The organism is Nocardioides astragali (assembly GCF_024436375.1).
Taxonomy (GTDB): Bacteria; Actinomycetota; Actinomycetes; order Propionibacteriales; family Nocardioidaceae; genus Nocardioides; species Nocardioides astragali.
The window spans coordinates 999,822-1,014,015 of sequence record NZ_JAFMZM010000001.1; the positions used below are offsets into that span (position 1 = coordinate 999,822).

Sequence of the window (14,194 nt, forward strand, 5' to 3'; positions counted from 1 at the left end):
TTCGACGGCGCCGGTCATCAGGACCACGAGCGAGGCCTCACCAGGTTTCGTCCGCCGAAATTCAATCCGACAGTGCATAGGGTGCGAGGGACTTGGTGAGGTCAAACGTGTGGCATTGGTCGGGTGTGTATCGGAATCGTCCGAAGTCAGTCGACCGAGGCTGCTTCTCGCTCGTGATGGGTCGGGTGCGCTGCCGTGACATTCGTGATCAGGAAAGAGGTAGCCCAGACGCAACCCACCCCCGCGACATCGGGGCCTGTGGTGCGTTGCGTCACATTGACGGGCGGCCACGCGCAGTCGCTACTACGGTTCGAGCAGAACCGCCCACGGACCCGAGACCGTGGGCGGTTCAATCCACCGGAAGTCCGGCGCCACTGCCTATGCAGGCGTAGTCATGATTGAGACCGGAGCGTTGAGGGCGAGCGCGGCATTCCTGGTAGGGCTTACCCGCCTAGCCAGCCTGGGCTTGCCCAGGTGGGCGCAGCGCACGTCGGCGGCTGCGCCTGGACGCAAGGCCGTTAGCTAAGTCCCCACCGGGGGTCTCTCTCTTACTACACGGGGGTTCGTCTCCCGACGTTGCCTCGGCCTCGTCTGGCCACGCAACTGGCTCAACAAGATCAGACGGAGAATCGTCGGCACGTTGTGACGACCAGAGGATCATGACGGTTTCCGAGGCTCGTCGCTACGGGAGGTGGCGCTCACGCTGATCTCCAGAATCGGGCGTGAACTCGGCGATGAGGTCGGTGAGGTGTTGCCGCCGGAATGGCTTGGTCAGGATATCCGTAACCCCAAGCTCCTGCAGGGTTCCGCGTCTCTCGCCGGCCCAGGCACTCACGACTACAGTGCGCATGCCCTCAGCGCGATCGGGATGAGAGTGGAGCCACCGCACGACATCCTCACCATTCATGCGCGGCATCGAAAGATCGAGCAGCATCACGTCGTACCGGTTCGCAGACAGCGCGACCGTTGCCTCGACGCCGTCCGCGGCCTCATCAGCCATGTGGCCAGACCGCTCGACCAATCGCACCATCAGTTCGCGCATGTCCTCGGTGTCGTCAACGATCAGGAAGTGCAGCTGCCTCTTCACTTCGCCGCACTTATCGCTGGAGTGCTCACCGCAGTCAGCAATGGCAAGCAGCTCGATCGGATCTGATTCGGATGTCTCGACCACCAAGGCGACCTCCGCTTCCTCATGTTCGTTCCTAACGTCTCAACGTGCGACGTCGACGCCGCCGAGCGAATTCAGGTCGCGGCGTCGGGGAAGGTTCTCGCAGTCGCCCGGCACTGAGACGGCGAGGCCGCCGACCTGGACGGCGGTGCGTAGGCGTGCGTAGAGGGAGCGGCCCGCGAGCCGATCAGCGAGGTAGCCGGCGACGAACGCGTCGCCAGCACCGACCGGATCTACCACCGGAACGTTGACCGCAGGGACGGCGTGGCTTTCCTGTCCGTCGTCGGCGAAGCAACCACGGGCGCCATCCTTGATGACGACCTCGACCACGCCGGCGTCGCGCATACCCTGGGCGGCTTCACGACTGGACCGGAACTCGGTGCCCAGTACGAGTCCGGCTTCGTCCGGGCCGGCGAACACGATGTCGGAGAGATTGAGCAGATCGCGTAGGACGGCGGCTGCATCGACGGTGCTGCTTGTCCAGAGCTTGTTGCGGAAGTTCACGTCAAAGGAGACAGTCACGCCTGCTGCCCGCGCGGTGTCGATGGTGGCGTAGGTCGCTGCCCTCGCCGACTCGCTGAGGGCGGGGGTGATGCCGGTGAAGTGCAAGATGCTTGCTGCGCGCACGGCGTCCTCGGGGATGTCATCGGGGCTAAGTCGGGAGCCAGCGCTGCCGGCGCGGTGGTAGTCGACGTGGCTGGAGCCTGCGAAGCGTTCGTGTTTGACCATGAGTCCGGTGAACGCGTTGTCACGGGTGACGTGCGTCTCGACGCCCTCGTTGCGGAGGATGGTCTCGATGAGGCTGCCGGTGGAGTCGTCCCCGAGGCGACCGAACCACGCCGCGGTCGCGTCGAGTCGTGCCGCTCCGATGGCTACGTTTGATTCGGCGCCGCCGATGCCGAGGACGAAGTTCCGTTCCAGGCCGAATCGGCCAAGCCGAGAGGCGCCGAAGAGTCCCATGGTCTCGCCAAAGGTGATGAGGGTGCCTCTCGCTTCGTTCAGAGGGATTCCCGACGTGCACGTCGACGACGTCATGTCACTGATCTCCTGCTCGGGTTTCTCGCACGGCGGCGACAGCCTTCTGAGCTCGATAGGCGAGGGCGTCGAGGTCTCCGCCGTTGAGGGCGTCACCCATGAGGGGTCCGCCGAGACCGACGGTGACGGCGCCGGCCGCGAGCCAGGTCGCGATGCTGTCGAGGCTGATGCCGCCGGTGGGCATGATGTCTAGGTGCGGCATGGGGCCGTGGAGGTCCTTTAGGTACGAGGGCCCCATGGCGTTGGCGGGGAACAGCTTGACGAGATCGGCACCGAGGCGGTCGGCGGTCTCGAACTCGGTCGGGGTGAGGGCGCCGGGGTAGACGGGGATGGAGCTCGCGTGTCCGGTCCGGATGACGCCTTCGTTGACGACGGGCGACACCAGGAACTCCGCTCCGTGGCGGATGCAGTCGATCGCTTGGGCGTGGGTGAGGACGGTTCCGGCGCCGACGACAACGTGGCCGCCAAACTCCTGCCGGATGGCCGACAGGGCGTCGAGGGCGCCATCAGCGGTCAGGGTGATTTCGAGGGCGTGGACTCCGGCGTCGGTGAGGACGCGAGCGGCGGGAATGAAGTGCTCCGCGGTGGAGGCGCGGAGCACGGCGACCACGCCTGAGCCGCGCAGCTGCTCCTTCACGGCGGCGGCACGGCTGGCGAGGGTGACGCCGCTGCGGTGGAGGCGGTCGGCGGTGAGATGGACTCGAGCCGGCATCATCGACCGCCCTCCTGGTTCTGGGCCTGGTCGGCACGGCGGATGCCGTCGAGGGCTTCGACGAGGAAGTGGTCGCCCCACATGACGCTCTCGTCGATGCCGAGTCCGTTGCGGTAGTGGTACGTCGCGTGCCGCAGGACTCCCTCGTACTCGGGGAGGTCGGCGGAGATGTATTCGGTTGAGGACAGCGTGTTCACGAGGCGGCGGGCCTGCTGGCCGTAGGGCCCGTCGACGCTGGGGCCTTCGATGGTGCGGCTGAGCAGCAGCAGACCGGCGGCGGCGATGGCACCAGCGGAGGCTTCGCGCTTGTTGTCACCGTCGGCGTCGCGGAAATCGTTCGGCGGGACTCCGTCCTCAAGGGTGTGGGCGAGGAAGTAGTCGGCTGTGCGGCGGGCGGCGTCGAGGAAGTCCTCATCGCCGGTGTGGCGGTACATGGTGGTGAACCCGTATATGGCCCATGACTGGCCGCGGGCCCAGGACGAGTCGGCGCGGGAGCCTTGGTGGGTGGCGGCTCGGAGGAACTCGCCTGTGGTGGTGTCGAACCAGCCCTCGTGAACGGTGCTGCCGTCGCCACGAACGAGGTAGCGCAGGGAGGTGCGGGTGTGGGTGACGGCAATGTCGCGGAGCTTCTGGTCGCCGGAGAGCTCGGCGGCACGCATGATGATGCCGACGTTCATCATGACGTCGATGAAGGTGCTGCCGGGGTCGACCCAGGTGCACAGGTAGCCGCCGTGCTCGCGGTACCGGCTGGCCATGCTGCGGCCGGCGGTGATGAGTACGGCCGCTGCGTGGCTGGACGGCTCGAGGTCGTACCAGCGACCCCAGCTATGGTCGAAGAGGAACCCGATGTCGTGGGTGGTGAGGTCGTGTTGGCGGGGCTCGAGGAGGAGGGAGTACTTCTCCGCTTGCTCGCGCCACCACGGGTCGCCGGTGCGCTGCGCGTGGACCCACAGTTGGCCGGTGAGGAATCCGCCGCTCCATGTGGGGGCCCACGGGTCGGCGTCGAAGACCCAGCGGCCGTTTTTGGTGTAGGTGGGCCACTCGCCGGGGTGGGTGGTGATGAGGTTGCGGACCTTCTTCGCTGCCGCGTCGAGTGCCTCGTCGATCGACAGGTGCCTGGCCGGGGGTGCGGTGGTGGCGGGTGGCGTCGAGTCGGCGGCGTTCATCGGGTGCTCCTCTGACAGTTCATGGGTCTCGGCGGGTCTTTGTCTGGTCAGTCGTCTGGGCCGTGCGGGCATGGCAGGTAGAGCGCACGTCGGTGTCGGCGCGCGTTCAGCTGGAACCCGACGCCGTGGCGTCGAGCTGGATGAGGTGCTGGGTGAGGGCTCTGGGCTAAGAGCGGCGGCTCCTGCGGTCGAGGAAGGCGCGTACGGCCGCCTTCTGGACGTCGGTGTCGCAGCAGTCGGCGACTGCGTCGGCCTCGACGACGAGTCCTTGGGCCATGCCGGCTTCGAGGCCGGTGCGGATTGCGACCTTGGCGCCGGAGACGGCGACGGGGTTGTTCTGGGCGATGCGCTGGGCCTTGTCGGTGGCCCATTCGAGTGGGTCGTCGTTGACGGCGTTGACCAAGCCGATCTCGTAGGCGCGCTGGGCGGTGATGAGGTCGCCGGTCAAGATCATCTCGGTCGCCAGGCCGCGGCCGACGAGGGCGGGGAGGCGCTGGGTTCCGCCCCAGCCCGGGATGTTGCCGAGGCTGATCTCCGGCTGCCCGACGCGTGCGCTCGGGTGGGCGACGCGGAAGTCGGTGGACATCGCGAGCTCGAGGCCGCCGCCGAGGGCGAACCCGTTGATGGCGCCGATGACGGCGACGGGGAGGCGCTCGAGGCGGTCGAAGACCTGCTGCCCGCGCAGCATCTGGGCTCGTGCTTGGTCGGCGGAGATCCCATCGAGCTCGGTGACATCGGCGCCGGCGCAGAAGGCCTTCTCTCCGGCTCCGGTGAGGACGATGGTGCGCGGCTCCCCGGCGGCGGCGCGTGCCTCGACCTCGGCGCAGAAGTCGTCGATGGCGTCGATGAGGGGCTGGTTGAGGGCGTTTCCCTTGTTGGGCCGGTTCAGGGTGGCGAGGAGGACGCCGCGGTCCTCCTCCACGGTGAGCAGATCATTCATCGACGGCTCCCTTCTGGGTTTGCGGCGCGAGGGTGAGGCCCATCGGGGGCGTGAAGTAGGAACGGGCGTCCATCTGGCGCAGGTCGGCTGCAACCTTGGGGCGGAAGTCCATGTGGGTGAGAACGTCGGCCTCGACGTCGATGCCTGGGGCGATCTCGGTGAGGGTGAGGCCGTCGGGTCGGAGCTCGAACACGGCGCGCTCGGTGACATAAATGACGCTCTGCGAGGTCTCGTGGGCGCGTTCGGCGGAGAAGCTGATCTGTTCGACCTCTTCGACGAACTTGTTCGACCCTCCAGACGGGAGGCCGATGGCCTTCTCGCCGCCGAGCTCGTAGGCGTCGCGAGTGGCGACGAAGGTGCCGACGAACACGACGCGCTGTGTGCCCTGGGAGATGTTGATGAATCCTCCGACGCCGGGTGCGCGGCCGCCGAAGCGGCCCACGTTCACGTTGCCGGCCGCGTCGACCTGTGCGAAGGACAGGACGGTGACGTCGAGTCCACCGCCGTCGTACCAGTCGAACTGGTGGCCGGCATCGATGCTCGCGGCGGGATTCACGGCCATGCCGAAGTCGCTGCCGCCGGCCGGGACGCCACCGATGTGGCCCTGCTCGACAGTGAAGGTGACCTGGTCGCCGAGCCCTTCCTCGGCGAGCACAGAGGCAACGCCGTCGGGCATGCCGAAGCCGAGGTTGATGACGTCCTGGGAGCGGACCTCGAGGGCAGCCCGTCGGGCGATGACCTTGCGGACGCTCAGCGGCATCGGGATGTGGCTGGTGGCTGGGGCACGCAGGGCGCCAGTCAGGTACGGGTCGTCCGCGGTGGCCGCTGACAGGCGCTGGTTCGGGTCGATGACGACGGCGTCGACGAGGATGCCGGGCACCCGGACGCGGCGGGGGTCCAGCGTGCCGGCATCGACGAGGTTGCGAACCTGGGCGATGACGATGCCGCCGCTGTTGCGAGCCGCCTGGGCGGCGGACAGGGTCTCGGCGAGCAGGCCCTCCCCGTCCATGACAAGGTTGCCGTCGGTGTCGCCAGTGGTGGCCCGGATGACGGAGACGTCGATGGGGAACGCCTTGGTGAACAGCCATTCGCGACCGCCGAGCTCGACGACCTCGACGAGGTCATCGACGGCGGACTCGTTGAGTCGGCCACCGCCGTGGCGCGGGTCGACGAAGGTGCCGAGGCCGACGTGGCTGACGACGCCGGGGCGTCCGGCTGCGATGTCGCGCAGGAGGTGGGAGAGGGTCCCCTGTGGGAGGCAGTAGGCCTGGATCTTTTCGGCGAACGCCATCTCCTGCATCCGCGAGGACCAGCCCCAGTGGCCGCCGATGACGCGGGCGACCATGCCCTCATGGGCGAGGAGGTCGATGCCGCCTCCCTTGCCGTCGCCCATGCCGGACACGTGGAGGACGGTCAGGCCGGTCGGTCGCTGGGTCTGCGCGAAGCACTCTTCGAGAGCCTGGAGGACCGCGGTTGGCTCGTTGACGCCTCCGCCGGAGCCGTCGATGAGGATGGTCGCGCCGCTGGGGACTAGCGCTGCGGCCTCGGAGGCTGTGAGGATCTTCGTCATCGGGTCAGCTTCCGGCCTTGACGAGGTCGGCGCCCTTTTCGGCGATCATCATGGTGGGCGCCATCGTGTTGCCGGAGACGAGCCTCGGCATGATGGAGGCGTCGATGACGCGCAGGTTTTCCAGGCCGTGGACGCGGAGCTGGTCGTCGACGACGGCCATGTCGTCGCTGCCCATCTTTGCGGTGCCGACCGGGTGGTAGTCGCACGAGGCGTACTGCCGGACGTACTTCATGATCTCTTCGTCGGTCTGGGCGTCGCCGCCAGGGAGCCGCTCGTGGGAGATGAACTCGCGTATCTCTGGCCGGGCAAGGACCTCGCGAATCGTTCGTACCTGCAGGACTGCCATTTCGCGGTCCTTCTGCTGGTCGAGGTAGTTGGGGTCGATGAGCGGTTCGGCGAGGGGGTCGGTGGATGCAAGTCGAATCGAGCCGACACTCTGCGGGCGCAGGAAGGTGGAGTTGATGGTGAATCCGTGGCTGTCGAGCTGCGTCTGACCGCCACGCACCACCGAGGCAGGAGCGATGTGGACCTGCATGTCGGGGCGGGTCTCGCCGGGGCTCATGAAGAAGCCGCCTCCCTCGACGATGACCGACGAGGCTGGGCCGCTGCGCAGGATCATCCACTTCAAGCCGGGGTTGATCATGTGCGGGAACTTCTGCAGCCCGTCGTAGCCGATCGGCTCCTTGAGGGCGGGGTGAACGTTGGTGTTGAGGTGGTCCATCAGGTTCTTCCCGACGCCGGGCAGGTTGTGGACCGGCTTCACCCCGACAGCAGACAACTCGTCGGCGTCGCCAATGCCCGAGAGCATCAGTACGCGCGGGGTGTTGATGGCGCCTGCGGACAAGATGACCTCGCGACGGGCGCGGACGATCTGTGACGAGCCGCGACCGCGCAGCTCGACGCCCGTCACCTTGCCGGCCTCCACCCGGAGGCGCATGCCGCGACTGTGGGTGCGGACCTTGAGGTTCCTACGCCTGAAGATGGGGTGTAGGAATGAGGCTGCCTGCGAGCGGCGGAGCCCCCCTCGAAATGTGACCTGGTAAAGGCCCGCGCCGTACATCGTCTCGCCGTTGAAGTCGGGGTTGTAGGGCAGGCCCCAGCCGATAGCCGCTTGGACGAACGATTTGCTCAGAATGTGCGGGTTGGTCTGGTCCGACACGGCCTGGGGGCCGCCTTGGCCGTGGTACTCGTCGAGGAGCCGGTTGTTGTCCTCGGACTTGCGGAAGTACGGCAGGACGTCTTCGTAGCTCCAGCCCTTGTTTCCTTGGTCGGCCCAGCCGTCGTAGTCCTCCCGCTGCCCGCGGATGTAGATCATGGCGTTGATGGAGCTGGACCCGCCCAAGGTCTTGCCTTGGGGGTACCAGATGCGACGGTGGTCCAGGTTCTTCTGCGGGACGGTGTGGAAACGCCAGTTCACGCGCGGGCCGAACAGGAACGGGATGCCGCCCGGGACGTGGATCATCGGGTTGAGGTCGCGGCTGCCGGCCTCAAGGAGGAGCACCCGGACCGAGGGGTCCTCGGTGAGCCGGTTGGCGAGGACACATCCGGCGGTGCCGGCGCCGACAATCACGTAGTCGTAGTCCATGGTCTTCTTCCTTGCAGGATCTTGTGGGGCTAGAGGTTGCGGGCTGGGCTGCAGTCAGGCCACCGGACCCCGAGTGTGCGGGTAGGCGTGGCGGCGCTTGCCTATGCGCGTCTGGATGCTCTTGATGTTCGTGAACTCCTCCAGACCGTGCTTGCCGCCCTCGCGGCCGTATCCGCTCTGCTTGTACCCCCCGAGCGGGAGTTGCGCGGAGCCGTCGATGGTCGTGTTGACCCAGACGGTGCCGCTGCGCAGGGCCCGGCTGACGCGGTGGGCGGTGTCGATGTTCTTGGTCCACACTGAGTTCGCGAGCCCGTAGATACTGTCGTTGGCCAGGGCGATGGCCTCGTCCTCGTTGTGGAAGCGGGTGACGCTGAGGACGGGCCCGAAGATCTCCTGCTGGAAGATCGCGGCGTTCGGGTCGACGTGGTCGAACACGGTCGGGGCAACGAACTGTCCGTTGGCGTGCACGCCGTCGGTGAGCCGCTCGCCGCCGGTGAGGAGCTTCGCGCCGCCGTCGACGCCCTGCTTGATAAAGCTGAGGACCTGGTCGAGGTGCTGGGAGTGGATGAGCGCACCGACGTCGGTGGCGTCGTCCATAGGGTCACCGACGATGAGCTTCTCGGCACGTCGGACCAGCTCGGTGAGGAACTCGTCGGCGACGGTGTCGTCAATGAGCAGCCGGGTGCCTGACACGCAGCACTCGCCCTGGTTGAACGTGATGGCGAACAGGGCTGCGTCGGCTGCGTCGTCGAGGTCGGCGTCGGCGAAGACCACGGTCGCCGCCTTGCCGCCGAGTTCGAGGGCGAGGCGCTTGAGGTTGCTCTTGGACGCCTCGATGACCTTGCGACCCGACGCGGTGGATCCGGTGAAGCTGACGTAGTCGACGCCGTGGTGCTCGGTGAGCGCCTGGCCGGCGGTGGGGCCGTAGCCGGTGACGACGTTGAGGACTCCGGCCGGCAGTCCGGCCTCCTCGCAGATGCGGGCGATCTCGCACGCCGTGCCAGAGGTGGTCTCGGCGGGCTTCACGACTGCGGTGCACCCGGCTGCGAGGGCGTAGGGGAGCTTTTGAGCGAGGATGAGGGCCGGGAAGTTCCACGGGATCACCAAGCCGGTGACGCCGACCGGCTCTCGGACGTTGACCGCGGTCAGGGTGGGGCCGAGGTTCTCAAGGGATTCACCGGTGGTCTGCCATGCCAGGCCGGCGGCGTTCTTGAAGTGGCTTACCACGCCAGCGAGGTCGCCGCGCGCGACTCTGATGGTCTTGCCGGTCTCCTGCACCTCGATGTGTGCCAGCCGCTCGACCTGGGCCTCGATGCGCTCTGCGATGCGGTAGAGCAGCTCGCCGCGCTCGGCGCCCGAGGTCTGCGACCAGGGGCCGGTGTCGAACGCCTTGCGTGCGGCAGCGACGGCCCGGTGGACGTCGGCGGCGGTGCCGTCGGCGAAGCGGGCGACGAGCTCGCCAGTGGCAGGGTTGTAGCGGTCGATGAGCTCGTCGCGGGACACCCAGGTGCCGTTGATGAAGTTCCCGTAGGTGCGGGACTCGCTCGACGCGTCCTTGCCCCTGTCGCTGCCGGCGGTCTGGGTGTCAGTGGTGCTGGTCATGAGGGCTTCTCCTGTGTGGGTTGGGTCTGCCGTAAAGACGGGGGTCAGGCTCGGCCGTGGGCCTCGCGGGACCTGCGAGCGATGGAGTCCACGATCACAGCCAGCATGAGCACTCCACCAGTGATGATGAACCGGATGTCCGAGGACAGGCTCAAGAGGGTGAGCCCGCTGGAGATCGCCGAGATGGTGAGGATGCCGAGCAGGGCCGACCAGACGTTGCCGCGTCCGCCGAAGAGGCTCGTGCCGCCGATGACGGCTGCGGCGATGGCATTGAGGTTGGTGTCGCCAGTTCCACTGCTGATGGAGGCGGTTGCGAGCCGTCCGGCGGCCAGGAGTCCGCCGAGGGCAGCGAGGGCGGAGCACGCGATGAACACGGACATGTAGACGGCCGTGACTTTCAGGCCGGCCCGTCGGGCGGCCTCGACGGAGCCACCGACGGCGTAGACCGAGCGGCCCCAGCGGGTGCGCTGAAGGAGGAAATCGAAGATGACGACGAGGGCGAGGAACAGCACGAAGGAGGCACCGACACCGCGGGTGTCGTTGAGGTACCACAGTGCGGCTTCGGCGGCGACGAGAAGCCCGGCGGCGGTGATGAGGGTGCCGGTCATGGAGCCGGTCGAGAGGTGGGCGGCGGCACGACGGCGCGCACGGGCGAAGCGAGATGCGACCCACCCGGCGACCGCGACCGCTGCCAGCACATAAGAGGCGACTGGCGGGAGAAAAGTGGCCTGAGTGAATTTCACGATGCCGGACTCGAAGGGGATGTTGATTGACCCATTCGTACCGAGGATGCGCAGCTGCAGTCCGAGCAGGGCAAGAAGGCCCGCGAGGGTGATGACGAAGCTGGGAACCGAGAACTTCACGAAGATAAAGCCGTAGAGCGCACCGACGGCGATACCGGCGATGAGGGCGACGGCCATGGCGACCGGCACGGACCAGCCGTGCTGGGTGAGCCCGACGCCGAGGATGGCACTAGCCAGCCCGCTCATGGAGCCGACCGAGAGGTCGATCTGGGCGACGAGGAGGACAAGCACGATGCCGATGGCGATGGTGCCTACGGCCGCGGACTCGAGCAGCAGGTTGGTGAGGTTGGCGCTGGAGAGGAAGAACGGGTTCAACGCCTGGAAGACGACGCAGATGATGACCAGGCCGATGATGACCGGCAGGGAGCCAACATCGCCGGAGCGGATGCGGTTCCAGGTGACGCTGAGCCAGCCTCGGACACCGCTGTGCATGATCAGCCGCTCATCTGCGAGGTCCAGCGAGGTCGGGGTCTGCGTGTCGGTCATGACTGGGTCTCCATCTTGGCTCGTTCGGCTACCGCGGCCGCGCGGCGGGTGACGGCGCTGTCGGTGGCGCCGGTGATCGCGGCAACGATGTCTTCCTGGGTGGTCTCCCTGACCTTGAAGTCGCCGTTGTTGTGGCCCAGGCGGAGCACGACGACCCGGTCGGCGACGGCTCGTACGTCGGCGAGGTTGTGAGTAATGAGCAGAACGGCATGGCCGCGGTCCCGCAGGCGCTCGATGAGATTGAGTACCTCAGCGGTTTGGGCGACACCCAGGGCGGCGGTGGGCTCATCGAGCATCACAAGTGCGGGCTCGCCGATGAGGGACCGGGCGATGGCTACGGTCTGACGCTGGCCGCCGGAGAGTGCGGCGACTTGGATGCGGACCGAGGGAATCTTGGCGGCGAGCTGCTTGAGGAGGTCCCAAGCGCGCTGCTCCATCTCCTCCTCGGCAAGTAGGGGACGACCGCGCTCGCAGCCAAGGAAGAGGTTGGCGACGACGTCGAGGTTGTCGCACAGGGCGAGGTCTTGGTAGACGGTGGCGATGCCGAGGGCGCGGGAAGCGGCCGGGGTGGAGATGTCGGCGGCCTGGCCGTCGAACTCCACGACGCCTTCGTCGTGAGGGTGGACGCCGGCGAGAACCTTGACGAGTGTCGACTTGCCTGCGCCGTTGTCGCCGAGGAGGGCGACGACCTCACCGCGGTTGACCGTCAGGTCGATGTCGGAGAGGGCCCGGATGGCGCCGAAGTCCTTGCAGATGCCCTTCATTTGCAGAAGAGGGGCGGCTGTGGCGCCGTTCGTGCTCGGGGTCTCACTCTTGAGGAAGTCATTCACGTCAGGAGTCCTTTCATTTCCGTCGGCTCAGTCCTGCGGGTTCCGCCGGCCGGCCTGCGAACCCACACGTGGCCGGCCGGCGGAGGTCGTCAGGAGATGCCGGCCTTAGAGCAGGCGTCGGCGTACTTGCCCGTGCAGATCTCGTCGACGGTGTAGAAGTCATCGGCAAAGACGGTGTCGGCCATGTTGTCGAGAGTCACGGCGACGGGCTCATTGAGCGTGGCGGGGATGCCCTCGACGTCGGCCGGGGCGTCGGGAGTCTCGCCCTTCGCGAGTTGCAGGGCGACCTCGGCGGCGCTCTCGGCCTCGGCCTTGAACGAGTTGTAGGTCGTCATGTACAGGTCGCCGACGAGGATGGACTGCAAGCCGGCCACGGAAGCGTCGAGTCCGGTCATCGGCGGGATCGACGCGACCCCGTCAGCCTTGAGCGCAGCGATGGCGCCTCCGGCGTTGCCGTCGTTGGCGGAGTAGATGCCGACGATTTCGTCACCGAACTGGGTGATCTGGCCCGACACCCACTCCTGGGCCTCGGCAGGGTCCCAGGTGTCGATGTCAGCGAGGACCTCGTAGCCGCTGCCCTCGATAACGCTCATTGCGCCCGCCTTGATGTTCCCGGCGTTGTTGTCCGTGGTCGCGCCGTTCATCATCAGGATGCCGCCATCACCCGGCTTCACACCGTCGGCCTCAAGCTTGTCAACTAGCGACTGCGCCTGCAGCTCGCCGACCTTGAGGTAGTCGTTGGAGATGACGTAATCGAGATCGGGGCTGTCGATGAGTCGGTCATAGGCAACGACGGGCACGTCGACCTGCTCGGCCGAGTTGACGATGCTGGCGGCGGCCTTGCCGTCGAACGGGTCAACGACCAGGACGTCGACGCCCTGGCTCAGAAACGAGTTGGCCTGGTCGTTCTGCTCGCCGGCGTCGGAGTTGGCGTTCGCGTAAAGGAACTCGCAGTCGGGGCACAGTTCCTTGAGCTTGGCCTCGAAGTAGGGCTTGTCCTTGCCGTCGTAACGGGCAACCGCGGTCTCCGGGAGGAGGAGGCCGATCTTGTACGAATCGTCGGCGCCGTTGCCGGAACTGGCGTCCGAGTCGGAGCCGCACGCGGTCAGGGAGAGACTCGCCGCGAGGGCCACCAGGGTGAGGGATGCTGCCGCGCGAATGCGCATGATGTGTCTGCCTTTCACAGAAGGGTCAGCGTGTGGCCTCCCGATCGGGCCGGTCGCTGTGACGGTGTTCACCGGAAAGGTAGGAGCCGGCTCAGTCGCTTTCGAACAGCGTTTGCACTACGCAAACACTATTTGCGATGCACGTCACATCTGGTGTGATGACTCCACGGCGAACACTGGCGTTCGCCAACAACGGTGGGAGATCACGGATGTCTGCAACGCCGGACACGACCGAAAAGGCATCCCCGACGAGCGCTCAGAACGGATCGCGACGCGTGCAGGCGGTGGACCGGGCGCTGGACGTGCTGGATTGCCTGGGCGCCGCCGGCCGTCCCCTTGGGGTGAGCGATGTCGCTCGTCGCACCGGTCACTCCAAGGCAACCGTGCATCACGTCCTCACGACCCTGATGACTCGCCGGTACGTCATGCAGGACCCCTACACGTCTCTGTACCGACTGGGTTGGGCGCTCTACGAGCTTGGCTCGAGCGTCGTCCGCGACGTTGAGTTCACCCGCGCTGCGCGCCCGTTCCTCGATGGTCTCGCAGCTAAGACCGGCGAGTCCGTCCTGCTCGGCATCCTGGACGACGACGCCGTTCTCTACCTCGACCGCGGTGAGGCGCCGGCCGGGCTGCGGATGGTCGCCAATGCCGGCCGCCGTGGCCCCCTGCACGCCACCGCATCGGGGAAGGTGCTGCTCGCGTTCACTAGCGACGCTGGCTTGGTGGAGCGCATCCTGAACAACCCCCTCCAGAAGCTGACCCCGGCCACCATTACCGACCCCGCAATCCTCCGGCGACAGCTCGTGACGGTCCGCACCCAGGGGTACGCCATCTGCAAGCAGGAGCGCGAGGTCGGACTGTGCTCAATCGCCGTGCCGCTCCGCAACTACACCGGCATGGTGGTCGGCTCCCTGGCCTTGGCCGGGACGGTGCAGCAGATGAACAAGGCGTCTATCCCCTCGTACCTCGCCGACCTGCTGGAAGCCGCCCACCAGATCGAGGTCCACATCGGCGGCATCCGTCCGTCGGCCGACACCGGCTTCGAGACCATCCCGGACGCCTGAAGTGCCAACCCCGCTCGACGAGCTCACGCCCGGTCTGTACGGCCAGCTCGCCGACATCCGTCTGGTG

The 14,194-nt window shown here is 67.0% G+C and carries 12 protein-coding genes; 1 reads left to right on the forward strand and 11 read right to left on the reverse strand.

Annotated features, from left to right (window positions below; genetic code table 11):
* Positions 1-682: 682 nt before the first annotated feature.
* The 11 genes from J3P44_RS04890 to J3P44_RS04940 all read right to left on the reverse strand — a co-directional run bounded on the left by J3P44_RS04890 (position 683) and on the right by J3P44_RS04940 (position 13,063).
* Positions 683-1,171, reverse strand: a complete 489-nt coding sequence (locus J3P44_RS04890) for a response regulator (protein ID WP_255889104.1) — start codon at positions 1,169-1,171, stop codon at positions 683-685.
* A 39-nt stretch (positions 1,172-1,210) separates the two neighbouring features.
* On the reverse strand, positions 1,211-2,203 hold the full coding sequence (locus J3P44_RS04895; RefSeq protein ID WP_255889105.1) for a sugar kinase: 993 nt from the start codon (positions 2,201-2,203) through the stop codon (positions 1,211-1,213).
* A 1-nt stretch (position 2,204) separates the two neighbouring features.
* On the reverse strand, positions 2,205-2,918 hold the full coding sequence (locus tag J3P44_RS04900; protein WP_255889106.1) for a bifunctional 4-hydroxy-2-oxoglutarate aldolase/2-dehydro-3-deoxy-phosphogluconate aldolase: 714 nt from the start codon (positions 2,916-2,918) through the stop codon (positions 2,205-2,207).
* Positions 2,915-4,081, reverse strand: coding sequence for a glycoside hydrolase family 88 protein (locus J3P44_RS04905; protein ID WP_255889107.1), 1,167 nt, complete (start codon positions 4,079-4,081; stop codon positions 2,915-2,917). Before J3P44_RS04905 ends, J3P44_RS04900 begins: the two co-directional genes overlap by 4 nt.
* Before the next feature lie 166 nt (positions 4,082-4,247).
* Positions 4,248-5,021: an enoyl-CoA hydratase/isomerase family protein gene (locus J3P44_RS04910; RefSeq protein WP_255889108.1), complete on the reverse strand. Its 774-nt coding sequence runs from the start codon at positions 5,019-5,021 to the stop codon at positions 4,248-4,250.
* A complete protein-coding gene (locus J3P44_RS04915) occupies positions 5,014-6,591 on the reverse strand; it encodes an acyl CoA:acetate/3-ketoacid CoA transferase (protein ID WP_255889109.1) in 1,578 nt (525 codons plus the stop codon). Before J3P44_RS04915 ends, J3P44_RS04910 begins: the two co-directional genes overlap by 8 nt.
* Positions 6,592-6,595: 4 nt before the next feature.
* Positions 6,596-8,176 carry a GMC family oxidoreductase gene (locus J3P44_RS04920; protein ID WP_255889110.1) on the reverse strand — a complete coding sequence of 527 codons (1,581 nt, stop codon included), beginning with the start codon at positions 8,174-8,176 and terminating at the stop codon, positions 6,596-6,598.
* A 54-nt stretch (positions 8,177-8,230) separates the two neighbouring features.
* Positions 8,231-9,778, reverse strand: coding sequence for an aldehyde dehydrogenase family protein (locus tag J3P44_RS04925; RefSeq protein ID WP_255889111.1), 1,548 nt, complete (start codon positions 9,776-9,778; stop codon positions 8,231-8,233).
* Positions 9,779-9,822: 44 nt separating this feature from the next.
* Positions 9,823-11,067, reverse strand: coding sequence for a sugar ABC transporter permease (locus J3P44_RS04930; RefSeq protein WP_255889112.1), 1,245 nt, complete (start codon positions 11,065-11,067; stop codon positions 9,823-9,825).
* Positions 11,064-11,831 carry an ATP-binding cassette domain-containing protein gene (locus tag J3P44_RS04935; RefSeq protein ID WP_255889113.1) on the reverse strand — a complete coding sequence of 256 codons (768 nt, stop codon included), beginning with the start codon at positions 11,829-11,831 and terminating at the stop codon, positions 11,064-11,066. The genes J3P44_RS04930 and J3P44_RS04935 overlap by 4 nt, the downstream gene beginning before the upstream one ends.
* Before the next feature lie 155 nt (positions 11,832-11,986).
* A complete protein-coding gene (locus J3P44_RS04940; protein WP_255889114.1) occupies positions 11,987-13,063 on the reverse strand; it encodes a substrate-binding domain-containing protein in 1,077 nt (358 codons plus the stop codon).
* A 209-nt stretch (positions 13,064-13,272) separates the two neighbouring features.
* Between J3P44_RS04940 and J3P44_RS04945 the strand changes: the two genes are divergently transcribed.
* Complete coding sequence (locus J3P44_RS04945) at positions 13,273-14,127, forward strand: IclR family transcriptional regulator (protein ID WP_255889115.1); 855 nt, start codon at positions 13,273-13,275, stop codon at positions 14,125-14,127.
* Positions 14,128-14,194 lie beyond the last annotated feature (67 nt).

Excerpts from the sequence above, each read along its gene's own strand:
- J3P44_RS04895 (WP_255889105.1), bottom strand. The coding sequence starts at position 2,203 with ATGACGTCGTCGACGTGCACGTCGGGAATCCCTCTGAACGAAGCGAGA.
- J3P44_RS04900 (WP_255889106.1), bottom strand. The coding sequence starts at position 2,918 with ATGATGCCGGCTCGAGTCCATCTCACCGCCGACCGCCTCCACCGCAGC.
- J3P44_RS04905 (WP_255889107.1), bottom strand. The coding sequence starts at position 4,081 with ATGAACGCCGCCGACTCGACGCCACCCGCCACCACCGCACCCCCGGCC.
- J3P44_RS04910 (WP_255889108.1), bottom strand. The coding sequence starts at position 5,021 with ATGAATGATCTGCTCACCGTGGAGGAGGACCGCGGCGTCCTCCTCGCC.
- J3P44_RS04915 (WP_255889109.1), bottom strand. The coding sequence starts at position 6,591 with ATGACGAAGATCCTCACAGCCTCCGAGGCCGCAGCGCTAGTCCCCAGC.
- J3P44_RS04920 (WP_255889110.1), bottom strand. The coding sequence starts at position 8,176 with ATGGACTACGACTACGTGATTGTCGGCGCCGGCACCGCCGGATGTGTC.
- J3P44_RS04925 (WP_255889111.1), bottom strand. The coding sequence starts at position 9,778 with ATGACCAGCACCACTGACACCCAGACCGCCGGCAGCGACAGGGGCAAG.
- J3P44_RS04930 (WP_255889112.1), bottom strand. The coding sequence starts at position 11,067 with ATGACCGACACGCAGACCCCGACCTCGCTGGACCTCGCAGATGAGCGG.
- J3P44_RS04935 (WP_255889113.1), bottom strand. The coding sequence starts at position 11,831 with ATGAAGGGCATCTGCAAGGACTTCGGCGCCATCCGGGCCCTCTCCGAC.
- J3P44_RS04940 (WP_255889114.1), bottom strand. The coding sequence starts at position 13,063 with ATGCGCATTCGCGCGGCAGCATCCCTCACCCTGGTGGCCCTCGCGGCG.
- J3P44_RS04945 (WP_255889115.1), top strand. The coding sequence starts at position 13,273 with ATGTCTGCAACGCCGGACACGACCGAAAAGGCATCCCCGACGAGCGCT.